19 protein-coding genes and 1 tRNA gene are annotated in these 19,315 nt (G+C 68.5%); 8 read left to right on the top strand and 12 right to left on the bottom strand.

Annotated elements, in window-relative coordinates; translation table 11 throughout:
* Positions 1-5: 5 nt before the first annotated feature.
* From EVS83_RS01615 to parC, 3 genes are all read right to left on the bottom strand, one after another.
* The gene (locus tag EVS83_RS01615) at positions 6-2,339 is read right to left on the bottom strand and encodes a penicillin acylase family protein (RefSeq protein ID WP_133498871.1); all 2,334 of its coding nucleotides are present in this window, start codon (positions 2,337-2,339) and stop codon (positions 6-8) included.
* Positions 2,340-2,385: 46 nt separating this feature from the next.
* Entirely contained in the window at positions 2,386-3,042 is a 657-nt protein-coding gene (locus EVS83_RS01620; RefSeq protein ID WP_133498873.1) for a thiopurine S-methyltransferase, read from the bottom strand.
* Positions 3,043-3,118: 76 nt separating this feature from the next.
* The gene (gene parC, locus EVS83_RS01625; RefSeq protein ID WP_133498875.1) at positions 3,119-5,362 is read right to left on the bottom strand and encodes a DNA topoisomerase IV subunit A; all 2,244 of its coding nucleotides are present in this window, start codon (positions 5,360-5,362) and stop codon (positions 3,119-3,121) included.
* A gap of 231 nt (positions 5,363-5,593) precedes the next feature.
* Here parC and EVS83_RS01630 point away from each other — a divergent pair.
* Positions 5,594-5,678, top strand: a tRNA-Leu gene (locus tag EVS83_RS01630).
* A 222-nt stretch (positions 5,679-5,900) separates the two neighbouring features.
* Positions 5,901-6,086 carry a hypothetical protein gene (locus EVS83_RS01635; protein ID WP_133498877.1) on the top strand — a complete coding sequence of 62 codons (186 nt, stop codon included), beginning with the start codon at positions 5,901-5,903 and terminating at the stop codon, positions 6,084-6,086.
* A 62-nt stretch (positions 6,087-6,148) separates the two neighbouring features.
* On the opposite strand, the gene EVS83_RS01640 is transcribed toward EVS83_RS01635, so the two are convergent.
* Positions 6,149-6,772 carry an RES family NAD+ phosphorylase gene (locus EVS83_RS01640; RefSeq protein ID WP_166636749.1) on the bottom strand — a complete coding sequence of 208 codons (624 nt, stop codon included), beginning with the start codon at positions 6,770-6,772 and terminating at the stop codon, positions 6,149-6,151.
* Between the two features lie 83 nt (positions 6,773-6,855).
* On the opposite strand from EVS83_RS01640, the gene EVS83_RS01645 reads away from it, so the two are divergent.
* From EVS83_RS01645 to EVS83_RS01670, 6 genes are all read left to right on the top strand, one after another.
* On the top strand, positions 6,856-7,872 hold the full coding sequence (locus EVS83_RS01645; protein WP_133498881.1) for a magnesium transporter CorA family protein: 1,017 nt from the start codon (positions 6,856-6,858) through the stop codon (positions 7,870-7,872).
* A gap of 39 nt (positions 7,873-7,911) precedes the next feature.
* Positions 7,912-10,344, top strand: coding sequence for a ribonuclease R (rnr, locus tag EVS83_RS01650; protein ID WP_133498883.1), 2,433 nt, complete (start codon positions 7,912-7,914; stop codon positions 10,342-10,344).
* Between the two features lie 149 nt (positions 10,345-10,493).
* Entirely contained in the window at positions 10,494-11,255 is a 762-nt protein-coding gene (rlmB, locus tag EVS83_RS01655) for a 23S rRNA (guanosine(2251)-2'-O)-methyltransferase RlmB (protein WP_133498885.1), read from the top strand.
* Complete coding sequence (locus tag EVS83_RS01660; protein WP_133498887.1) at positions 11,255-11,524, top strand: CBU_0592 family membrane protein; 270 nt, start codon at positions 11,255-11,257, stop codon at positions 11,522-11,524. The genes rlmB and EVS83_RS01660 overlap by 1 nt, the downstream gene beginning before the upstream one ends.
* Before the next feature lie 173 nt (positions 11,525-11,697).
* Positions 11,698-12,258, top strand: a complete 561-nt coding sequence (locus EVS83_RS01665; protein WP_133498889.1) for a sigma-70 family RNA polymerase sigma factor — start codon at positions 11,698-11,700, stop codon at positions 12,256-12,258.
* A gap of 2 nt (positions 12,259-12,260) precedes the next feature.
* The gene (locus EVS83_RS01670; RefSeq protein WP_166636750.1) at positions 12,261-13,013 is read left to right on the top strand and encodes an anti-sigma factor; all 753 of its coding nucleotides are present in this window, start codon (positions 12,261-12,263) and stop codon (positions 13,011-13,013) included.
* A 4-nt stretch (positions 13,014-13,017) separates the two neighbouring features.
* Here EVS83_RS01670 and rnt read toward each other — a convergent pair whose 3' ends face one another.
* The 8 genes from rnt to pstC form a co-directional block, all read right to left on the bottom strand.
* The gene (gene rnt, locus EVS83_RS01675) at positions 13,018-13,692 is read right to left on the bottom strand and encodes a ribonuclease T (protein ID WP_425456048.1); all 675 of its coding nucleotides are present in this window, start codon (positions 13,690-13,692) and stop codon (positions 13,018-13,020) included.
* 19 nt (positions 13,693-13,711) lie between these two features.
* Positions 13,712-14,467 carry an HvfC family RiPP maturation protein gene (locus EVS83_RS01680; protein WP_133498895.1) on the bottom strand — a complete coding sequence of 252 codons (756 nt, stop codon included), beginning with the start codon at positions 14,465-14,467 and terminating at the stop codon, positions 13,712-13,714.
* A complete protein-coding gene (locus EVS83_RS01685) occupies positions 14,457-15,323 on the bottom strand; it encodes an HvfB family MNIO-type RiPP peptide maturase (protein WP_133498897.1) in 867 nt (288 codons plus the stop codon). Before EVS83_RS01685 ends, EVS83_RS01680 begins: the two co-directional genes overlap by 11 nt.
* Positions 15,324-15,333: 10 nt before the next feature.
* Positions 15,334-15,699 (bottom strand): HvfA family oxazolone/thioamide-modified RiPP metallophore, encoded by a 366-nt coding sequence (locus tag EVS83_RS01690; protein WP_133498899.1) that lies wholly within the window; start codon positions 15,697-15,699, stop codon positions 15,334-15,336.
* Positions 15,700-15,907: 208 nt separating this feature from the next.
* Positions 15,908-16,603, bottom strand: coding sequence for a phosphate signaling complex protein PhoU (gene phoU / locus EVS83_RS01695; RefSeq protein WP_133498901.1), 696 nt, complete (start codon positions 16,601-16,603; stop codon positions 15,908-15,910).
* Positions 16,604-16,619: 16 nt separating this feature from the next.
* Positions 16,620-17,429, bottom strand: coding sequence for a phosphate ABC transporter ATP-binding protein PstB (pstB, locus tag EVS83_RS01700; RefSeq protein ID WP_133498903.1), 810 nt, complete (start codon positions 17,427-17,429; stop codon positions 16,620-16,622).
* A gap of 29 nt (positions 17,430-17,458) precedes the next feature.
* Positions 17,459-18,307 carry a phosphate ABC transporter permease PstA gene (pstA, locus tag EVS83_RS01705; protein WP_133498905.1) on the bottom strand — a complete coding sequence of 283 codons (849 nt, stop codon included), beginning with the start codon at positions 18,305-18,307 and terminating at the stop codon, positions 17,459-17,461.
* Positions 18,307-19,269: a phosphate ABC transporter permease subunit PstC gene (gene pstC / locus EVS83_RS01710; protein ID WP_133498907.1), complete on the bottom strand. Its 963-nt coding sequence runs from the start codon at positions 19,267-19,269 to the stop codon at positions 18,307-18,309. Before pstC ends, pstA begins: the two co-directional genes overlap by 1 nt.
* Positions 19,270-19,315: the final 46 nt, after the last annotated feature.

The raw sequence follows: 19,315 nt of genomic DNA on the forward strand, positions 1-19,315 counted from the left end.
CGCCGTCAGCGCGTCGGCTGCAAGGTCATCCGATGCGTTGCTGCGCCCGGGAGGAACGGCGTCGCGCGTCCGTGCACCCAATCGTCGTGGCCGGCACCCCAGTACGGCGACGCCGGATTCCCGGTCGGCCCGCCCGGCACGTGCGTGATGCCGTCAGCCTCGTGACCCGGCGCGACCACCATGCGTTCGGAGGCACCGAAATCCGGCGCGACCGCGCGCGGTGTGAGCCCATCGCCATCGAGTGGTTCCATCGGCATGCACAGCAGGCGGCGTGCGAACGGCAACGCGGCCGCGAGCGGGTGGCAGATCGCTGCCGTGTTGCGCTCGCCCCAGGTGCGATCGCGCAGCGGGCCCCGCTTGGCCAGCGCATCGCGAACGTCGGCTGCGGCGTCGTCGAACAGCGCATCCCATGATGCGAAGCGCGGATTCAGCAGGTGCGGCGGCCGCTGCGTCACCAGAGGCCACGCAACGCCCTCGAGCTGGGGCAGTTCGGGCATCGCGGCATTGGGTCCGAGCGCGACGCGTGCCGGCATCAGGAGGCCTTCGCGCACGCGGTCGAGCACCGCCTGCCGCCACGCACGCACGAAGCGGTACTGCACGGCGTCGGCGCTCGCACGTGGTTCGAGCGGACGGAGGTCGATCGCACGCAATGCGGAGTTCTTTTCGCTGCGCGAAGCCGTGTCGTGGAGCAGGGTTGCCCAGCGCTGCAGGAACACGCTGCGATCGTCGAGCTGGATCGCCAGCAGGTCGCGTTCGGTGAACTGCGACTTCTCCATCAGGTCGTCGCGGATGCGGCGCGCGCGCACCGCGAGGACGTAGCCGCCGTCGCCGATGCGCTGAAGATCCGCGCCATCCGCGACGCGCGCATTCGCCGACCACAGGCGACCGGACGGCGGGTCGATCACCGACGGTGTTGCGGCGGTCGAGAACGACCACGGCGGGCACGTGGTGCCGTCGGAGACACCGGCCGCGTCGCATCCGGCTGCACGCTGCGGTACCGGACCCAAAAGGCGCCACGCGATGCGACCGCTGCGATCGGCGACGAGCAGGTTCTGCGCGGGAATCGCGGTGCGGTCGGCAACGCGCAGGGCGTCGTCGAGTGAGCCCGCGCGCGCCATGTCGAGCAGTCCGAGATTGAGCGAGCCCGGCAGGTGCGCGACCCAGCGACGCGCGAGCGCGCGATCCTGCCCGTCGAAGTGATCGATCGGCCCCCACGGTGTTTCGATCACGTCCACCGTCATGTTCGGCAGCACGCGTTCGCGCACGACGCGCCCGACGGGACACGATGCACGATGGCAGTTCGGCACGACGATCCAGTCCAGCCAGTCGCCGTAGCTGTTGGTGAAGCCCCACGCGACATGCGTGTTGCTGCCCACGATCACGCCCGGTAGGCCGGGCAAGGTGAAGCCGGTGACGTCGACGCGCCCGCCCGGCGCGCGTGCATCGGCGTAGCGCAGACGCGCGCGCAGCCAGATGTCCGGCACGCGCAGGCCGAGGTGCATGTCGTCCGCGAGGATGGCGCGACCGTCGCGCGTCAGCGTGCCGGCGACGGCGAAATTGTTGCTGCCGACCTCGGGCTTCGGCGTCAGTGGTTCGATGCGCTTGGCCTGCGTCGCCCAGCGGCGCAGATCGATCTGGTCGGCGGTCGGCAATGCCGCGTCGCCGCGCGGCTCGCCTTCGAGCGGCGCGTCCCAGCTGCCGCCGTCGTGGCGAATCAGCGTCTGCAACGGCGCGGGCAGTGTCGGCAGCGCGCGCGACAGCGCGAGTTCGCGCGCCGCGGTTGCGTCCTGCAGGTCGTAGTACATCGCGTAACCGACGAGGGGCGTGTCCTCGATCGCCCACGCGCGCGGCGCCTGGCGCAGCAACAGGTAGGGCCACGGCCGCACCTTCAGCGAGTCCGCGCCCGCATTGACACCGGCGACGTAGGCCTCGGCCACGCTACGGCGGTCGCCGAGCGCGGCATCCAGATTCGCGGTGACGCGCGCACGCAGGCGGTCCTGACGATGCTTCGCGTCGATCTCGAACGCACGCGTGCCGAACAGCCCGGACAGCTCGCCTGCGGCGACGCGCCGCATCAGGTCCATCTCGAAGTAGCGTTCCTGGCCGTGCACGTAGCCGAGCGCACGCATCGCATCGGCTTCGTTCGCGGCATCGATGGTGACGACGCCGAGCGCGTCGCGCTGGATGTTCACCGGCGCGGACAGGCCGGGGAGGGCGACCTGGCCGTCCATGCGCGGCACGCTGCCGCGCATCGCAAGCCACAGGGCGAGCGCCGCCGCCACGACGACCAAGACCAGCGCGATCGCCAGTCGAACAGTCCACCGCATCCAACGTTTCATGCCGTTCCCCTTGCGACCCCGCCGTACTGTACGCGGGGCGACGGGATCAGCGGCGGTCGAGGCGGTAGACGGCGGTCGACAGCGCGGTGACGCCTTCGTCGACGAAGGATTGCTGCGATTCGAGGATGTCGCGACGCTCGAGCAGCTCAACGCGCCAGTCGCGGCCGAAACGCTCGCGCACTTCGGCTTCGTCGACCGAGAACGGCGGACCGGCCTTCTCGTGCTGGGGATATTCGAGCGTGATCAGCAGCCCGCGGCAGTGCGCCGGCAGGCGCGCGTAGAGCTCGTGCACGTAGCGCTCGCGCATGGCGTCCGGTAGGGCGATGAGCGCCGCCCGATCGAAGACGGCATCGCAGCCGCGCAGCGCGTCCTCGTCCAGCGCGAATGCATCGCCGCATACGATCTCGATGCCGCCGGCGCGGTAATGACGGCCGTAACGCGTGTCTTCGACGTCCGGCGTCAGCGCGTGCTCGGCGAAGAACTGTTCGACGGCGCGCGCCGACAGCTCGACCCCCAGCACCTCATGGCCCTGCGATGCGAACCACGCGAGGTCCAAGGACTTGCCGCACAACGGCACGAACACGCGCGAACCCGGTGCGAGTTGCAGCGACGGCCAATGCTTGAGCATCAGCGGCGTCGGGCGGTCCTGGTGGAAGCCGATGCGGTTTTCCTGCCAGCGCGAATGCCAGAAGCCTGCGTCCATTGCGATCCCGTGCGGTTGCGTCGTGCGGCGCGGTCCCTCGACCGCGCCACGATCCATTAGTCGTGCGTCGCGCCGGTCATTCGACCAGCAGGCCCTCGACCTTCTGCCAGCCACGCGGCAGCAGTCCGCCGCGCGCGGCGCGCTGGCCCATGTAGCTCTCGAGGTCCTTGTAGGACAGCGTCATCGAGCGCGAGCCCGACAGGACGACCAGCGACTGCTCCGGCGTCACCACGACGACATCGACCACACGCTCGGTGCCGAGCTTCGCCTTCGGAATGTCGATGATCTTGTTGCCCTTGCCGCGATCCATCTCCGGCAGCTGGCCGATCGGGAAGGCGAGCACGTGGCCGGCACTGGTGGCCGCGACGACGCGCGCACCCTTGGTGGTCGGCGCGACGGCGGGTTGCAGCACCTCGGCGTTCGGCGTCAGCGACAGCATCGCCTTGCCCGCCTTGTTGCGGCCGACGAGGTTGTCGAACTTGGTGACGAAGCCGTAGCCGTGGCTGGTGGCCAACAGGAATGTCTGCTCGGCATCGCCGCTCGCGATCGCCTGGAACGACGCGCCCGATGGCGGCGAGAAGCGGCCCGTCAGCGGCTCGCCATTGCCGCGCGCGGATGGCAGCGTGTGCACGAGCGCGGAATAGCTGCGGCCCGTCGAATCGAGGAACGCGACCTGCGCGGTGCTGCGCGTGCGCACGGCCGCCAGCAGCTCGTCGCCTTCGCGATAGCTGAGGCCCGCGGCGTCGATCTCGTGGCCCTTCGCCGCACGCACCCAACCCTTCTGGCTGACGACGACCGTCATCGGCTCGCTCGCGACCAGCTCGCTTTCCGAGATCGCCTGCGCTGCACCGCGCGCGACCAGCGGCGAGCGACGCGCGTCGCCGAACTTCTTCGCGTCGGCCAGCAGTTCGTCCTTGATGAGCTTGCGCAGCTTCGCCTTGCTGCCGAGGATCGCCTGGATGCGCTCGCGCTCCGCGGCCAGGTCGTTCTGCTCGCCGCGAATCTTCATTTCCTCGAGGCGCGCGAGCTGGCGCAGCCGGGTTTCGAGGATGTAGTCGGTCTGTTCTTCCGTGAGGCCGAAGCGCGCCATTAGCACCGGCTTCGGTTCGTCCTCGCTGCGGATGATGCGGATCACTTCGTCGAGGTTGAGGAACGCGACGAGCAGGCCTTCCAGCAGGTGCAGGCGACGTTCGACACGTTCGAGGCGATGCGTCAGACGGCGCGTCACCGTGTCGCTGCGGAACTGCAGCCACTCGCTGAGTAGCGCCTTCAGGCCCTTGACCTGCGGCTTCCCGTCCAACCCGATGATGTTGAAGTTGATGCGGTAGCTGCGTTCGAGATCCGTCGTCGCGAACAGATGGCCCATCAGCGGGTCGACGTCGACGCGGTTGCTGCGCGTCACCAGCACGATGCGCGTCGGGTTCGCGTGGTCGGATTCGTCGCGGATGTCTTCCAGCCACGGCAGCTTCTTCGCGCGCATCTGCGTCGCGATCTGTTCGATCACCTTGCCCGGCGACACCTGGTACGGCAGGGCGGTGATGACGATGTTCTGCCCGTCCTTCTGCCACACGGCGCGGGCGCGCACGGCGCCGTTGCCGGTCTCGTACATCTGCAGGATGTCCGCGCGCGGTGTGATGATTTCCGCGGTCGTCGGATAGTCCGGACCCTGCACGTGCTCGCAGAGATCACGCGTGGTGGCGTCCGGATCGTCGAGCAGGCGCACGCAGGCGCTGACGACTTCGGTGAGGTTGTGCGGCGGCACGTCGGTCGCCATGCCGACGGCGATGCCGGTGGTGCCGTTGAGCAGCAGGTGCGGCAGGCGCGCGGGCAGCCAGCTGGGTTCCTCGAGCGTGCCGTCGAAGTTCGGATCCCAGTCGACCGTGCCGTGCGCGAGTTCGCCGAGCAGCACTTCGGCGATCGGCGTCAGCTTGGACTCGGTGTAGCGCATCGCCGCGAACGACTTGGGGTCGTCCGGCGAACCGAAATTGCCCTGGCCTTCGATCAGCGGATAGCGATACGAGAACGGCTGCGCCATGAGCACCAGCGCTTCGTAGCAGGCGCTGTCGCCATGCGGATGGAACTTGCCGATCACGTCGCCGACGGTGCGCGCCGACTTCTTGGGCTTGGCACCCGCGTTGAGGCCCAGCTCGCTCATCGCATAGACGATGCGGCGCTGCACAGGCTTCAGGCCGTCGCCGATAAAGGGCAGGGCGCGGTCGAGCACCACGTACATCGAGTAGTCGAGATAGGCGCGCTCGGCGTATTCGCGCAGCGGGATCTGCTCGAAGCCGTGGAAGGTGGAGCGGGGCGAATCGGTCATGGATTTCCGGGAGGCGACGCGAGCGGCGCTCGCGATGGCGCGGGCGCGGCCCGCGGGAGTTCGATTTCGCATGGATTCTACGTGCGCGCTGGACGTCGCCAGCATCCGCCGCGAAGGTCTCAGCGGCCGCGACCGCCGCCGGCGCTGAATCCTGCGACGCCGCTCCCGTTGACATCCCCTGCACCGGCGGCGAACATACGCGCCCTCGCCGGTGACGACGTCTCCGGCCGGGCCCGGGTGGCGGAATTGGTAGACGCACTAGTTTCAGGTACTAGCGGGTAAAACCGTGGAGGTTCGAGTCCTCTCCCGGGCACCACTCATTACGAAGAACCCTCGAGCGATCGGGGGTTTTTTCGTTTCCGGGTTCCGCGTCGTGCGACCCGTCGCTCGAGGTCTCGACCTGCGATCGGAATGCACCGCCCAATGCCGGCCGTGAACGCCTTTCGAACGCATTTGCGCGAATGCGTCCGCCTTGTCCCGCTCTTCACCCGCGACGCGCGACGGTCCGTTACGTGCACCTCGTAAGACGGAGAGCCCCATGAGCAAGCGAGAGCTGATCGAACCGAATCCCGGCGACAAGCGTTACGTGCGTCGCGACGAGAAGGGTCGCTTCACCGAATCCGACGACGTCGGCCGTTCGTTGTCGCAGGACCGCAAGCGCCACGCCGAGAACGACGCGGGCCCCGGCCAGGGCGATCGCGGCGACCGCCAGCGCAGTCACTGAGTCGCCGGTCCAGAACGAAAAACCCGCGGAGATCCGCGGGTTTTTCGCATCCGGCGATACGATCAGTGCCGGGTGACGCTGCGAAGTCGCTCGTCGATCTCGATCGCCGTGACGTGCACGCCCTGGATGAGCGGGGCGTCGACATGCTCGGGATTGATCAGGATGTTGCAGCTCTCCTCCGACAGCGCGCTCGGCACCTGCGCGGCCAGCGACTGGTGCGCCGACGACCATGCGTCGCCGACCTGCTGCACGTCGGACCGGTAGGGGCGCTCGCGCCAGGTCGACGGATAGGCGTGGACGACGGTGACGCGCTCGCGCGGCAGATGCGCCTTGGCGAGGTAGGCCGTCTGCGGCGGCTCGCCCTCGCAGTGCGCGAGGAATTCCAGGAGCGCAGCAGAGGGCGACAGCGACGCATAGACCGCCGGCGTGCCTTCCGACGTCCAGCGGCCCGCCTTGCTCGGCCCGGCGCCGAACGGCTTGTCCTTCTGGTCCTCGCCGACGATCCGGTAGACGGTGACGGTGCCCGGGTGCGCCGCGCTGCGCTCGGACGCGCCGAGGCTGTCGCTGGTCGGCGTGGCGGTCAGGTGCACGGTCGCGGAGACCGGATCGCTGGCCGGGAACGTGTCCTTCAGGGCCTTGTCGAGTTCTTTCTCAGTGGGAATCGGGGGCGTGTGCGAGGTTTGCATGGCGGTCCAGTGGGGCGGGGACGCGACGCGTCGTCGGACCGGTTTTAACAAGGCGTACTCATCGCACCCGTGAAGCTGCGGCCATGTCGCGTCCGCCCGCTCCTGTCGCCGCCACCGCCAAGTCGGTGCCCCCCACGCTGCGTGCGCTGCTGTTCGAGAGCGACCACCCCAGCCGCGAGGTCGCGCCTGACGACCTGCACGCGCACGCACCGGTGCCGGACCAGCGCCTGTTGTGGGTCGATGTCGTGCGCTCGGACGGCCTTCCGGAAACGCTGTCGGCACTCGGCGCAAATCCCGGCCGTCTCGATCCGGATGCATCGGGCGAACTCGGCCTCGCGATCGAAGGCGACTGGAAGTACCTCCACGTGCGCGCGCTCAACTGGCACGACGGCAGCCGGCCGAGCCACATACCGGTCGCGTTCGGCGTCGGCCCGAACATCGTGCTGAGCGTTCACCGCGAGCCGGTCGACTTCATCTCCAGCGTTCTCGACAACGAAGCCGACCATCTGCGCGTCGGTCGGCTCGAAGCCACGAGCTTCGCGACCACGCTGCTCGATCGCATGCTCACCGACTACCTCGACGCGCGCGACGCCTTCGAAACGCGGCTCGACCGCCTCGAGCTGCTGATCCTGCGACGCCCGAAACCGTCGCACCTCGCCGAGTTGCAGGCGCTGCGTCATCTCGCGTCGCGGCTGCGTCGGCATCTCTCGTCGCAACGCGATCTGTTCGACGCGCTCGGCCGCCCGGACTTCGACCCGCGGCAGTCGGAATCCGCCGAAAAGCACTGCCGACTGGTGAGCACGCGCTACAGCCACGTCATGCAGTCGATCGAAGCAGCGCGCGAGCTCGTCAATGGCAGTTTCGACCTCTATACGTCGCGCACGGCCGAGAGCACGAACGAAGCCGTGTACACGCTCACGGTCGTCACCGTCGCGATGGGGCTCGCGGCGACGGTAGCGGGCGTGCTCGGCATGAACTTCGAGGCGCCGCTGTTCAACAGCGGCAAGACCGGCTTCTACATCGCAGCGGGCTCGATCGTCGCCGTGCTGCTCGTATCGGGGCTCTGGGCGGCGTGGCGACTGCGGCGCGGCGCGAACTAGCCGACGTGCTCTTCATGAACGTGTGAGACGATCCCGTTCATGAAACAAAAGAACTCCTCCCGCGGTGGCGCGGGCAAGGGCGGCGGCGACAAGCGCGGCCCGTCGACACCGTCCCGCGGTGCCCCCTCCAACTCATCCGCCGGCCGACCGGGCGCCCGCGGCAAGCAAGGGCCGCAGCGGCCCGCCTGGATGCCCGAGCCACCACGCGCGATACGCGGACGTCGCGACGCACCCACCGTCGACCCGCAGGCGCATCGCGAGGCGGCGCGCTACGAGAATCCGATCGCAAGCCGCGAGATGATCCTCGGCCTGCTCGCGGCCGCCGACGGCCCGCTGCCGATCGAAGTGATCGCCGACCAGCTGCGCATCCACGACGACGAACGCCGCGAAGCACTCGGCTTCCGCCTGCGCGCGATGCTGCGCGACGGTCAGCTGCTGCAGAACCGCAAGGGCGCGTTCCTGCCGGCGCAGCAGGTCGACCTGATTCCCGGCGTGGTCATCGCGAATCCCGACGGCTACGGCTTCCTCAAGCCCGATCCGGGCCACGGCGACGACCTGTTCCTTCCGCCGTTCGAGATGCGCCGCGTGATGCACGGCGACCGCGTGCTCGCGAGCGTGACCGGTGTCGACCGTCGCGGACGTCGCGAAGGTGCGATCGCCGAAATCCTCGAGCGCCGACTGACGCGCCTGATCGGGCGTTACGAAATGCGTGCCGGCGTCGGCTTCGTGATTCCGGATGATCGCCGCATCCAGCAGGACATCCTGATTCCGCCGAATGCCGCGAACGAGGCGAAGAACGGCCAGCTCGTCGTCTGCGAAATCACCGAAATGCCCGACGGCAAGCACGTGCCGGTCGGCCGCATCCTCACGGTGCTCGGCGACAAGCTCACCGCGTCGCTCGCCGTGCAGGCCGCCATCCACGGCCACGACATTCCGCACGAATTCCCGCAGGCGGTGCTGGAAGAGGCCGCGTCGATTCCGATTGACGTCGATGCCGAAGCGGCGAGCGGTCGCGTCGACCTCCGCAACGTGCCGCTGGTCACCATCGACGGCGAGGACGCCAAGGATTTCGACGACGCCGTCTACGCCGAACCGAATCGCGACGGGTTCCGGTTGATCGTCGCGATCGCCGACGTGTCCACCTACGTGCGCCCCGGCACCCCGCTGGACGAGGAGGCGCAGAAGCGCGCGACGTCGGTGTATTTCCCTGGTTTCGTCGTGCCGATGCTGCCGGAGACTCTGTCGAACGGCATCTGCTCGCTCAAGCCCAAGGTCGACCGCCTGTGCTTCGTCTGCGACATGCAGATCGATCGCAAGGGCCAGGTCACGTCGTCGAAGTTCTACGAAGCCGTGATGCATTCGCATGCGCGCCTGACGTACACGCAGGTGTGGAACGCGATCGGCGACGGCATCCCCGACGACGCGCGCGCCGAAGCGCTGGGCGTGATCGGTTCGCTGCTGCCGAACATCCAGAACCTGCACCAGCTCTACGGCAACCTCGCCAAGGCACGCGAGCGCCGCGGCGCCATCGAGTTCGAATCGGGCGAAGTGCGCTTCGTCATCGGCCCGCAGGGCGAGGTCGTGCAGGCCGGCATGCTCCAGCGCAACGATGCTCACAAGCTGATCGAGGAATGCATGATCGCGGCGAACGTCGAAGCCGCGAAGTTCCTGATCGAAGGCGACGTGCCGGCGCCGTTCCGCATCCACGAGCGCCCGCCCGAGCAGAAGTACGAAGACCTGCTCGAATTCCTCAAGGAGTTCGGGCTCAGTCTGCCGGCGTGGTCGAAGGTGCGCCCCAAGGATTTCACCGCACTGCTCAAGAAGATCCGCGAGCGCCCCGATGCAGCGCTGCTCGAATCCGTGCTGCTGCGCAGCCAGGCGCTTGCGGTGTACGCGCCGACCAACGTCGGCCACTTCGGTCTTGCGCTCGATGCGTACGCGCATTTCACCTCGCCGATCCGTCGTTATCCCGACCTGCTCGTGCATCGCGCCATCAAGCACGTGCTGAGCGGCGCCAAGCCGGAGAAGTTCCGTTATTCGCCGAGTGCGATGGCGCAGCTCGCGCTGGAAAGCTCGGAGCGCTCGCGACGTGCGGACGAAGCCTCGCGCGAGGTCGACGAACGCTATCGCGCCGCGTGGATGGAGCAGCACGTCGGCAGCGAGTTCGATGGAACCATCAGCGGCGTGACGAGCTTCGGCCTGTTCATCGAGCTCGACGAATCGAAGGTCAACGGACTCGTGCACGTCACGCAGCTGCCGAACGACTTCTACCACTTCGATCCAATCCGCAAGACGCTGACCGGCGAGCGCCGCGGTCGTGAATACCGGTTGGGCGATCGGGTGCGGATCGTTGTGCTGAAGGCGAGCGTGGAGGATCGGCGCATCGACTTCCGTCTGGTCGAGGAGGGCGGCGGATTGAAGCCGCCGCCGCCGCGAGGGCAGCCGGCGAAGCGGAAGAAGCAGCCGTATTGATCGATCGGGCGGGCTGCCGAGAATGGTGGCCCGACGCGTCCCAACGGATGGGCAAGCAGGGAAGCGGGTCTTCTCCCGCGTAGCGACGCGTTAGGGGCCGTCGCAGGCGGATTTGGTCGCGGCGCGCCGCACCGCGGCACAATAGGCGCATGAGCAAACAGAACCAGTGGATCGCCGGCATCAACGCGGTGTCGGCGGCGCTCCAGAACGACGCGGAAAACGTGCGCGAGGTGCTTCTCGAGGCCGGCGCGAAGAATCCGCGCATCCAGGAGATCGAGTCGCAGGCGCGCCGCATGGACATTCCCGTGCGTCGCGTCGCGCAGCAAGCGCTCGACGGCGCGGCGGGTGGCCTGCGCCACCAGGGCGCGATCGCGCGCTACATCGCGGCGCGCACCTGGAGCGAGAACGAGCTCGAAGAGCTGATCCAGGCGGCCGACGGCCGCGCGCTCGTCTTGATCCTCGATGGCGTGCAGGACCCGCACAACCTCGGCGCCTGCCTACGCAGCGCGGCGGCGGCGGGCGCGACCGCCGTGGTCATCCCGAAGGACAAGTCCGTGCAGGTCAATGCGACGGTGCGCAAGACATCCGCGGGTGCCGCCGACGCGGTGCCGGTCGTGCCGGTCACCAACCTCGCGCGCACCATGAAGGACCTGCAGCAGCTCGGCGTCTGGCTGTACGGCCTCGCGGGTGAAGCGGAAAGTTCGTTCTACGCGCTGGACCTGCGCGGCAACGTCGGCCTCGTGCTGGGCGGTGAGGCCGACGGCCTGCGTCGCCTGACGCGCGATACCTGCGACGGCCTCGTCTCGGTGCCGATGCCCGGCGCCGCGCAGACCGGTGTCGAAAGCCTCAACGTGTCGGTGACGGCGGGCGTGACGCTGTTCGAAGCCGTGCGTCAGCGGAGTGCAGGCTGATGGACGACGGCGCGCTCATCTCGCTGCACTGGTACGACGTGGTCGGCCTCGGCGGCTCCTTCGCGATTCTGCTCGCGTTCTATCTCGCGCAGTCGCGGCGCCTCTCCGCCACCGGCATCCCGTACCAGCTGCTCAACCTGCTCGGCGCGGCGGCGGTGCTGGTGTCGCTGGTCGGCACGTTCAACCTGTCGGTCGCGCTGCTCGAGAGCGCATGGATCGCCGTCAGCGCCTACGGCATCGCCCGGTCCCTGCGGGAACGCGGCCGCTGACATCGGCGGGCGCTGCATCCGCCCGCCGCCTCCGTCCGTAGTCAGCCCCGTACGCGCGCCATTCCGGCGTGCTTGCGAGGGCCCGCGACGGATGGCATAACGCTCCGGCCCTCGGCACTCGAGCGAGGGATGCAGTGATCGTCATCGCCCCCACCGGATTCCGCGAGGCACCCATGCTCACTGCCGCGAGCGACACGGACGCGCACGTCGATCTGTTGCTGGACGTCGCCCAGGGCGACCGCGACGCGTTCGAGCGCCTCTATCGCGCCGCATCGCCGCGACTGTTCTCGATCTGCCTGCGCCTGCTGCCGGACCGTGCCGAGGCCGAAGACGTGCTTCAGGAAGTCTTCGCAGCGATCTGGCACAAGGCCGAGCAGTTCGATCCGGCGCGCGCGAACGCGATGGCGTGGATGGCGATGATCGCGCGCAATCGCTGCATCGACCGCCTGCGTTCGCCGGGGCACACGGTGCGCACCACCGCGATCGAACTCGGCGAGGAATTGCCCGATCACGGTGAAACCCCGATCGACGCCGCCGTCGCGTCCGACGACCGCGAACGCCTGCAGCGCTGCATGCAGCGCCTCGACGAGCGACGTCGCGGCCTCATCCGCACTGCGTTCTTCGATGGCGCGACGTACGAAGAACTCGCGACGCGCTCCGGCGCGCCACTGGGCTCGGTAAAGAGCTGGATCCGACGCGGCCTGCTGCAGCTTCGCGCGTGCCTGGAGCAATGACCATGCGCGAACACGATCTCGACCGCGATCCGCCCTCCGCCGACCTGCTGGCCGGCGAATACGTGCTCGGCGTGCTCGACGCGCGCACGCGCCGTGAAGCGCGCCTGCGCGCCGCACATGACACCGCATTCGCGCGCCTGATCGACGACTGGGCGCGTCGTCTTGACCCGTTGCACGATGAGTTGCCCGCAGCGAGCGTGCCCGCGCATGTCTGGCCACGGTTGCGCACGCGCCTGGGCTGGTCGCCGGTGGAACGCGCATCGGCGCCGGGCGTCGGATTCTGGAAGGCGGCGACGGCGGCCGGGTTCGCCATTGCAGCGGCGCTCGCGGTCGTCGCGGTGAAGGTGCCGCGCACGGCGGCGCCGACTGCGCCGGTTGCGTCGACGCAGAAGCCTGCGATGCCAACGGTGATGCCGGAGATGCCGGTCACCCGCCTGGTCACCGATCGCGGGCAGATCGCGTATCTCGCGACGGTCGACGCGCACGGCGGCGGCATGTGGCTGGTTCCGGTGCCGGGCACGGTTCCGGAAGGCCAGCAGGCGCCGGTGCTGTGGCTGATCGCGCCGGGGCACAAGCCGAAGTCGTTGGGCTACGTCGGCGCGTCGAAGTCGCATTGGGTCGACGTGCCGAAGGACGAGCTGCACGCCGGCATGCAGTCCGGTTGGACGGTCGCGATCACCATGGAGCCGGTGCAACCGGTGGCGCCGCAGGTGCCGTCGTCGAAACCGATGGCCGCGGGCACGCTGTCGCTCTAATGCGTCAGCCTTCGGACGGTGCGGGCGCCGCGACGCCTGCGCCGCCGAGCATCGGCCAGGCGTTGACGATCTTGCAGAAGAGTTCCGCCGTGCGCTCGGCGTCGTACACCGCCGAGTGCGCTTCGCTCGCGTTCCACTCGATGCCGGCGGCCTGCAACGCGCGGCCGAGCACGGTCTGTCCGTAGGCGACGCCCGCGAGCGACACGGTGTCGAACACGCTGAAGGGATGGAACGGATTGCGCTGATGCCGCGATCGCGCCACCGCGGCATTGAGGAAGTTGAGATCGAAGTGCGCGTTGTGGCCGACGAGGATCGCGCGCTGGCAGCCGTGCTTCTTCATCGCAGCGCGCACCGGTGCGAATACGACGTCAAGCGCCTGCCGCTCGTTCTTCGCGTCGCGGAACGGGTGGTCGATGATGATGCCGGTGACTTCCAGCGACTTCGGATCGATCTCCGTGCCCGGCGCGGGCATCACGTGCGCGCTCGTGGTCGGGCACGGCACGAGCCGACCTGCATCGTCGAGATCGAGCGGCACCGCTGCGATCTCGAGCAACGCGTGGCGGTTCCAGTCGAAGCCGCCCGTCTCGACGTCGACGACGACCGGCAGGAAGCCGCGAAAGCGCGTGGCAAGTGAGGGCACGGGAGGCGGGGGCGGTGGTGCGGCCGGGAAGCCTAGCAGACAGGCCCGCGCGCGGCCGTCAGCCCGCGGCGCGCGTGCCGAGCACGATGCGGTCGCGGCGATAGTCTTCGAGCAGCGCGATGCCGGCGTCGACGAATGCCTCGACGTCGGGCGCAGCGACCTCATGCGCGAGCGCTCGGAGGTGCGTGTCGCCGGTCGCTGCGGGAACGTCGATGAGGCGCTGCAGCAGATGGAACGCCAGCAGGCTGAGGGCGTGGAAACCGACGCTGCCGTCGTCGTGACGATGCACGAGCAGCAGTGTCGGTTCCGGCGACTCGGGGACGGCACCGGGCGCGATGCGCTCCACGGGCCAGTCGTAGGCGAGCGGCCAGGCGAGCGGCGACACCACCGGCACGCCGTTGCGCAGGTCGCCGTGTGGATCGTGCGGAATCCGCGCCGGCGACTCGTCGCTGATCTGCAGCGCGAGCTCGACCCATTCGTAATGCGCGAGTTCGCGCAGCCAAGGTGGGTCGCTTCGGGCGGCGTCGGCACGCGCGTCGAGGTAGCGCAACAGTTCGCGCGGCAGCTCGGTGAACACCGGCGTGCGTGCATCGTGCTCGCGAAGGAAGTCGCGGATGAGCACGCGCCAGGCGTCGCCGAGCGTCGCACGTGTCACGGGGAACGTGCCGGCCAGCAAGGACTCGACGTTGTTGAAGACGAGGTCGGCATAGACCTTGAGTCGACGCGCTTCGATGTCGACGGGCGCCGTCGCGCGCTCGGGATCGCGGACGTAGGCCGCCAGCGCGTCCAACGAATCGAACGACTCAGGCGGCATCGCGACGACCGCGTGTCGCCTGCGCGAGGCGGGTGCGCACGCCACCGAGTTCGGAGAGCAGCTCGTCGAACGGTGGCAGGTTGAAGTCGCGCTCGAGCAACGTCGGGCGTGGACCGAAGCGTGCGTAGGTCGCGTCGAGCAGATCCCAGACCGGCGTGCTGACCGACGCGCCGTGCGTATCGATCTTCAGGTCGTCGGCTTCGTCGTAATGCCCGGCGACGTGGATGTAGGCGATGCGGTCGCCCGGCAGGCCCGCGAGGAACTCACGCGCGTCGTAGCGATGATTGGTCGCGTTGACGACGATGTTGTTGACGTCGAGGAGCAGGTCGCAGTCCGCCCGATGGAGCACGTCGTTGATGAAGTCGATTTCGCGCATGGCCGCGTCGTCGCCGGTGGCGAGTGTCGCGTAGTAGGAGATGTTTTCGACGGCGATGCGCCGGCCCAGGACGTCCTGCGTGCGGCGGATGCGCGCGACGACGTGGTCGACCGCCGCGCGATGGAACGGCAGTGGCATCAGGTCGTACAGCTGGCCGCGTGCGTCGGTGCACGCGGAGAGATGTTCGCTGTAGATCGGGCTGTCGAAGCGGTCGAGGAAACGCCACAGTTTGGCGAGCAACGTTTCATCGAGTTCGCCCGGTCCGCCGAGCGAGAGCGACAGGCCGTGGCAGACCACCGGCCAACGCGATGCGATCGCCTCGAACGCATCGCCGAGCGCGCCACCGACGCCGATCCAGTTTTCGGGCGCGACTTCGATGAAGTCGATCGCGTCATCCGATGCGGCCTGCAGCGGACCCAGCAGGGCCCGCCGCAGGCCGAGACCTGCGGCATCCGCGGCGAGAGGGCGGGCCGCAGCCATCAATCTGCGATCAGATCGAACCGCCGCACTTGCCTTCGCCGCACTTGCCCTCCGCCATCTTGGCGTCGGCCATCTTCTTGTCGGCGACCGGCTGCGCCTTCGGCTTGGCGTTGGCATCCGGCTTCGCCGCTGCGGGCTTCATGTCGCCGGTCTTGGCGGCGTCCGCACCGCACTTCATCTCGCCCGACTTGGCCATGTCGGCGCCGCACTTCATCTCGGCGGCCTTCGCGTCGGACTTGGCGCTGGCCTTCTGCGGCACGTCGGCGGCGGAGAGCATGTAGCCCTGCGGGAGCGGGGTGGACGCGAACGCGGTGCCGGCGAGGACGAGCGAACCGGCGAGCGTGGCGAGGGCGGGCGTCTTCAGGGAACGGGACATGGGAGGACCTCGTGTCGGTGCGGCCGGGCCGCGCGAAGCCGCGATCCTAGCGCGGCGGGGTGGGTTCGGCAGCCGGCAGGGCCGGTCGACCGGGCGCCGGTTCATCCGGCGTCAGAGCTCCATTACGGTCCGACCTGGCGCCCGGATGCAGCAGGAGCGGCAAACGCGAAGGGCGGCCCGAAGGCCGCCCTGCTGCAACGCGCGTCGATCAGAGCGTCGCCGTATTGCTCTCGTCGGCCTTCTCGCGCGGCGGCAGTGCTTCCTCGCCACGCTCGAGGAACCAGATGTTCTCGGCGATGTTGGTCGCGTGGTCGCCGATGCGCTCGATGTTCTTCGCCATGAACAGCAGATGCGTGCACGGCGTGATCGCACGCGCGTCTTCCATCATGTACGTCAGCAGCTCGCGGAACAGGCCGGTGTAGGCGGCATCGATCTCCGCGTCGGCGGCGCGAACGCGCTGCGCGGCTTCGACGTCGCCGTCGCGATACGCCGCGATCACCGCACGCACCTGCTGGACGGCGAGCGTGCCGATCAGCTGCAGGCCGGCGACATGCGGCAGCGGCGGGGCCGTGTTGAGCGCCATCGAGCGCTTGGCGACGTTCGCCGCATAGTCGCCGATCCGTTCGATATCCGATGCGATCCGGATGGCCGCAAGGATCTCGCGCAGGTCGCGCGCCATGGGGCCGCGCAGCGCGAGCTTCATGACGTCGTGGCTGACTTCGTGCTCGAGCGCGTCGATGGCTTCGTCGTTAGCGACGATGCGCGCGGCCGCCTTGTCGTCGCGGCGCTGCACCACGTCGAGTGCGGCTTCGAGCTGCGATGCGGCCATCTCGCCCATGCGAAGGGTTTCGTCGAGCAGGCGCTTCTGCTCGGCGTCGTAGCTTTTTAGGATGTGGTCGTGCATGTGCGTTTCCCCGGGATCAGCCGAAGCGGCCCGTGATGTAATCCTCGGTCTGGCGCTTCGAGGGGTTGGAGAAGATCGTTTCCGTCGTGCCGTGCTCGACGAGCTCGCCGAGATACATGAAGGCGGTGAAGTCCGAGATGCGCGCCGCCTGCTGCATGTTGTGCGTCACGATGACGATCGTGAAGTCCTTCTTGAGGTCGTCGACCAGCTGTTCGATGCGGCTCGTGGAGATCGGATCGAGCGCCGACGTCGGCTCGTCGAGCAGCAGCACGCCCGGACGCAGCGCGACGGCGCGCGCGATGCACAGGCGCTGCTGCTGGCCGCCGGAAAGACCCAACGCGCTCTGGCCGAGCTTGTCCTTGACCTCGTCCCACAGCGCGGCCTGGCGCAGCGCCTGCTCGACGCGATCCTTCATCTCAGATTTCGACAGGCGTTCGTGATGGCGGATGCCGTACGCCACGTTCTCGAAGATCGTCATCGGGAACGGCACCGGCTTCTGGAACACCATGCCGATCTTGCTGCGCAGTCGGTTGAGCGGATAACGCGGGTCGAGGATGTTCTCGCCGTCGAGGAGCACGTCGCCCTTCGCCGTCAGCTTCGGGTACAGCGAGTAGATGCGGTTGAAGACACGAAGCAGCGTCGACTTGCCGCAACCCGACGGCCCGATCAGCGCGGTCACCTGCCGCTCGGGAATGTCGAGGTTGACGTTCTTTACCGCGTGGAACTTGTCGTAATAGAAGTCGAGCCCGCGGGCGGCGAGCTTGACGGGCGCGCCGGTGGCGGCGCTGTGCGCGGTCGCCAGGTGGAAGCGGGGAGCGTCGTTCATGGCGATGTCCGGAGGAGGGGCGGCGTTCATCAGTCGTGGGCCACTGGGTTACGCACGACGATCGCGCGGGCGACGAGGCTTACCGCCAGCACGAACAGCATCAGGACGAAGGCACCGGCCCATGCGAGCGAATGCCAGGCGTCGTAGGGGCTCATCGCGTACTGGAAGATCACCACCGGCACGTTCGCCATCGGCGAGGTGACGTCGGTCGACCAGTACTGGTTGTTGAGCGCGGTGAAGAGCAGCGGCGCGGTCTCGCCGGAGATGCGGGCGAGCGCGAGCAGGATGCCGGTGATGATGCCGGGCAGCGACGAGCGGTACAGCACCTGCACGATCACCTTCCACTGCGGGATGCCGAGCGACAGCGCGGCCTCGCGCATCTGCGTCGGCACCAGGCGCAGCATCTCGTCCGTGGTGCGCACGACGACCGGCAGCACGATGAAGGCGAGGGCGATCGCACCGGCGAGCGCCGAGAAGTGGCCCATGCGCGCGACCACCAGCGTGTACACGAACAGTCCGAGCACGATCGACGGCGCCGACAGCAGGATGTCATTGACGAAGCGGACGGTGTCGCCGATCCAGCTGCGGTTCGAGTATTCCGCGAGGTACGTGCCGGCGAGCACGCCGATCGGCGCGCCCATCGCGATGCCCAGAAGGCTCATGAGCGCGCTGCCGAAGAACGCGTTGAGCAGGCCGCCTTCCTCGCCGGGTGGCGGGGTCATCGCGGTGAACAGCGCGCCGTTGATCGACGCGATGCCGTTGTGCAGCGTGGTCCAGAGGATCCACACCAGCCAGAACAGGCCGAACGCCGTGGCGAGGATCGCGAGGCATTGCGCCACCACGTTCATGACGCGGCGTCGTGCGTAGAGCGACATCATCACGCACCCTCCCGCTTGGACAGGCGACGCAGCATCAGGCGCGCCACCGAAAGCACGACGAAGGTCACCAGGAACAGAACGAAGCCGAGCGCGATCAGCGCGGAGCGGTACTGGTCGGAATCGGCTTCGGCGAACTCGTTCGCGATCGTCGCGGCGATCGAGTTGCCCGGCATCAGCAGTGACGCCGTGAGTTCATGCGCGTTGCCGAGCACGAACGTCACCGCCATCGTCTCCCCCAGTGCGCGGCCGAGGCCGAGGAAGATGCCGCCGATGACCGCCGAGCGCGTGTAGGGCAGCACGACGTCCCATACGACTTCCCAGCGCGTCGAACCCAGCGCGTACGACGATTCCTTCAGGCGGTTGGGCACCGTCAGGAACACCTCGCGCATCACCGACGCGATGAACGGAATGATCATGATCGCGAGCACCAAACCCGCGGTGAGCATGCCGAGACCGAGCGGCGGGCCGGCGAAAAGCGTGCCGATCAGCGGCAACGTGCCGAGGTGCGCGTCGATCCACGGGTACACGTGCTCGCTCAGGTACGGCACGAGCACGAACAGGCCCCACATGCCGTAGATGATCGACGGGATGCCGGCGAGCAGTTCGATCGCGGTACCGACCGGCCCGCGCATCCACTTCGGCGCGATCTCGGTGAGGAACATCGCGATGCCGAAGCTCACGGGGACGGCGATGAGCATCGCGATCAATGCGGTGACGACGGTGCCGTAGATCGGCACCAGCGCGCCGAACTGCAGGCCGACCGGATCCCACGCACGCGAGGTGAAGAAGCCGAGACCGAACGTCCGGAACGTCTCGCGGCCGCCCCAGAGCATCGAGAGCGCGGCGGCGGCCAGCGACACCAGCACGAAGATGCCGGCGGCGGTGACGAGCCAACGGAAGCCGCGGTCCGCGGTGGCGTCGCGCGTGGTCGTGTCGACGGCGGGGGCGGGAATTGCGCTCATGTCACCGTTGCGTGGCGTGTCGGGATGTCGCGTGTGGAAACGGCGT

Origin of the sequence: Cognatilysobacter terrigena (genome assembly GCF_004361065.1) — a bacterium.
In the GTDB taxonomy this organism is placed as follows: domain Bacteria; phylum Pseudomonadota; class Gammaproteobacteria; order Xanthomonadales; family Xanthomonadaceae; genus Cognatilysobacter; species Cognatilysobacter terrigena.

Excerpts from the sequence above, each read along its gene's own strand:
- EVS83_RS01615 (WP_133498871.1), bottom strand. The coding sequence starts at position 2,339 with ATGAAACGTTGGATGCGGTGGACTGTTCGACTGGCGATCGCGCTGGTC.
- EVS83_RS01660 (WP_133498887.1), top strand. The coding sequence starts at position 11,255 with ATGGACGACGGCGCGCTCATCTCGCTGCACTGGTACGACGTGGTCGGC.
- EVS83_RS01645 (WP_133498881.1), top strand. The coding sequence starts at position 6,856 with ATGTCGCGTCCGCCCGCTCCTGTCGCCGCCACCGCCAAGTCGGTGCCC.
- EVS83_RS01680 (WP_133498895.1), bottom strand. The coding sequence starts at position 14,467 with ATGCCGCCTGAGTCGTTCGATTCGTTGGACGCGCTGGCGGCCTACGTC.
- EVS83_RS01635 (WP_133498877.1), top strand. The coding sequence starts at position 5,901 with ATGAGCAAGCGAGAGCTGATCGAACCGAATCCCGGCGACAAGCGTTAC.
- EVS83_RS01640 (WP_166636749.1), bottom strand. The coding sequence starts at position 6,772 with ATGCAAACCTCGCACACGCCCCCGATTCCCACTGAGAAAGAACTCGAC.
- EVS83_RS01690 (WP_133498899.1), bottom strand. The coding sequence starts at position 15,699 with ATGTCCCGTTCCCTGAAGACGCCCGCCCTCGCCACGCTCGCCGGTTCG.
- parC (WP_133498875.1), bottom strand. The coding sequence starts at position 5,362 with ATGACCGATTCGCCCCGCTCCACCTTCCACGGCTTCGAGCAGATCCCG.
- EVS83_RS01665 (WP_133498889.1), top strand. The coding sequence starts at position 11,698 with ATGCTCACTGCCGCGAGCGACACGGACGCGCACGTCGATCTGTTGCTG.
- EVS83_RS01685 (WP_133498897.1), bottom strand. The coding sequence starts at position 15,323 with ATGGCTGCGGCCCGCCCTCTCGCCGCGGATGCCGCAGGTCTCGGCCTG.
- pstC (WP_133498907.1), bottom strand. The coding sequence starts at position 19,269 with ATGAGCGCAATTCCCGCCCCCGCCGTCGACACGACCACGCGCGACGCC.
- EVS83_RS01670 (WP_166636750.1), top strand. The coding sequence starts at position 12,261 with ATGCGCGAACACGATCTCGACCGCGATCCGCCCTCCGCCGACCTGCTG.
- pstB (WP_133498903.1), bottom strand. The coding sequence starts at position 17,429 with ATGAACGACGCTCCCCGCTTCCACCTGGCGACCGCGCACAGCGCCGCC.
- phoU (WP_133498901.1), bottom strand. The coding sequence starts at position 16,603 with ATGCACGACCACATCCTAAAAAGCTACGACGCCGAGCAGAAGCGCCTG.
- rnr (WP_133498883.1), top strand. The coding sequence starts at position 7,912 with ATGAAACAAAAGAACTCCTCCCGCGGTGGCGCGGGCAAGGGCGGCGGC.
- EVS83_RS01620 (WP_133498873.1), bottom strand. The coding sequence starts at position 3,042 with ATGGACGCAGGCTTCTGGCATTCGCGCTGGCAGGAAAACCGCATCGGC.
- pstA (WP_133498905.1), bottom strand. The coding sequence starts at position 18,307 with ATGATGTCGCTCTACGCACGACGCCGCGTCATGAACGTGGTGGCGCAA.
- rlmB (WP_133498885.1), top strand. The coding sequence starts at position 10,494 with ATGAGCAAACAGAACCAGTGGATCGCCGGCATCAACGCGGTGTCGGCG.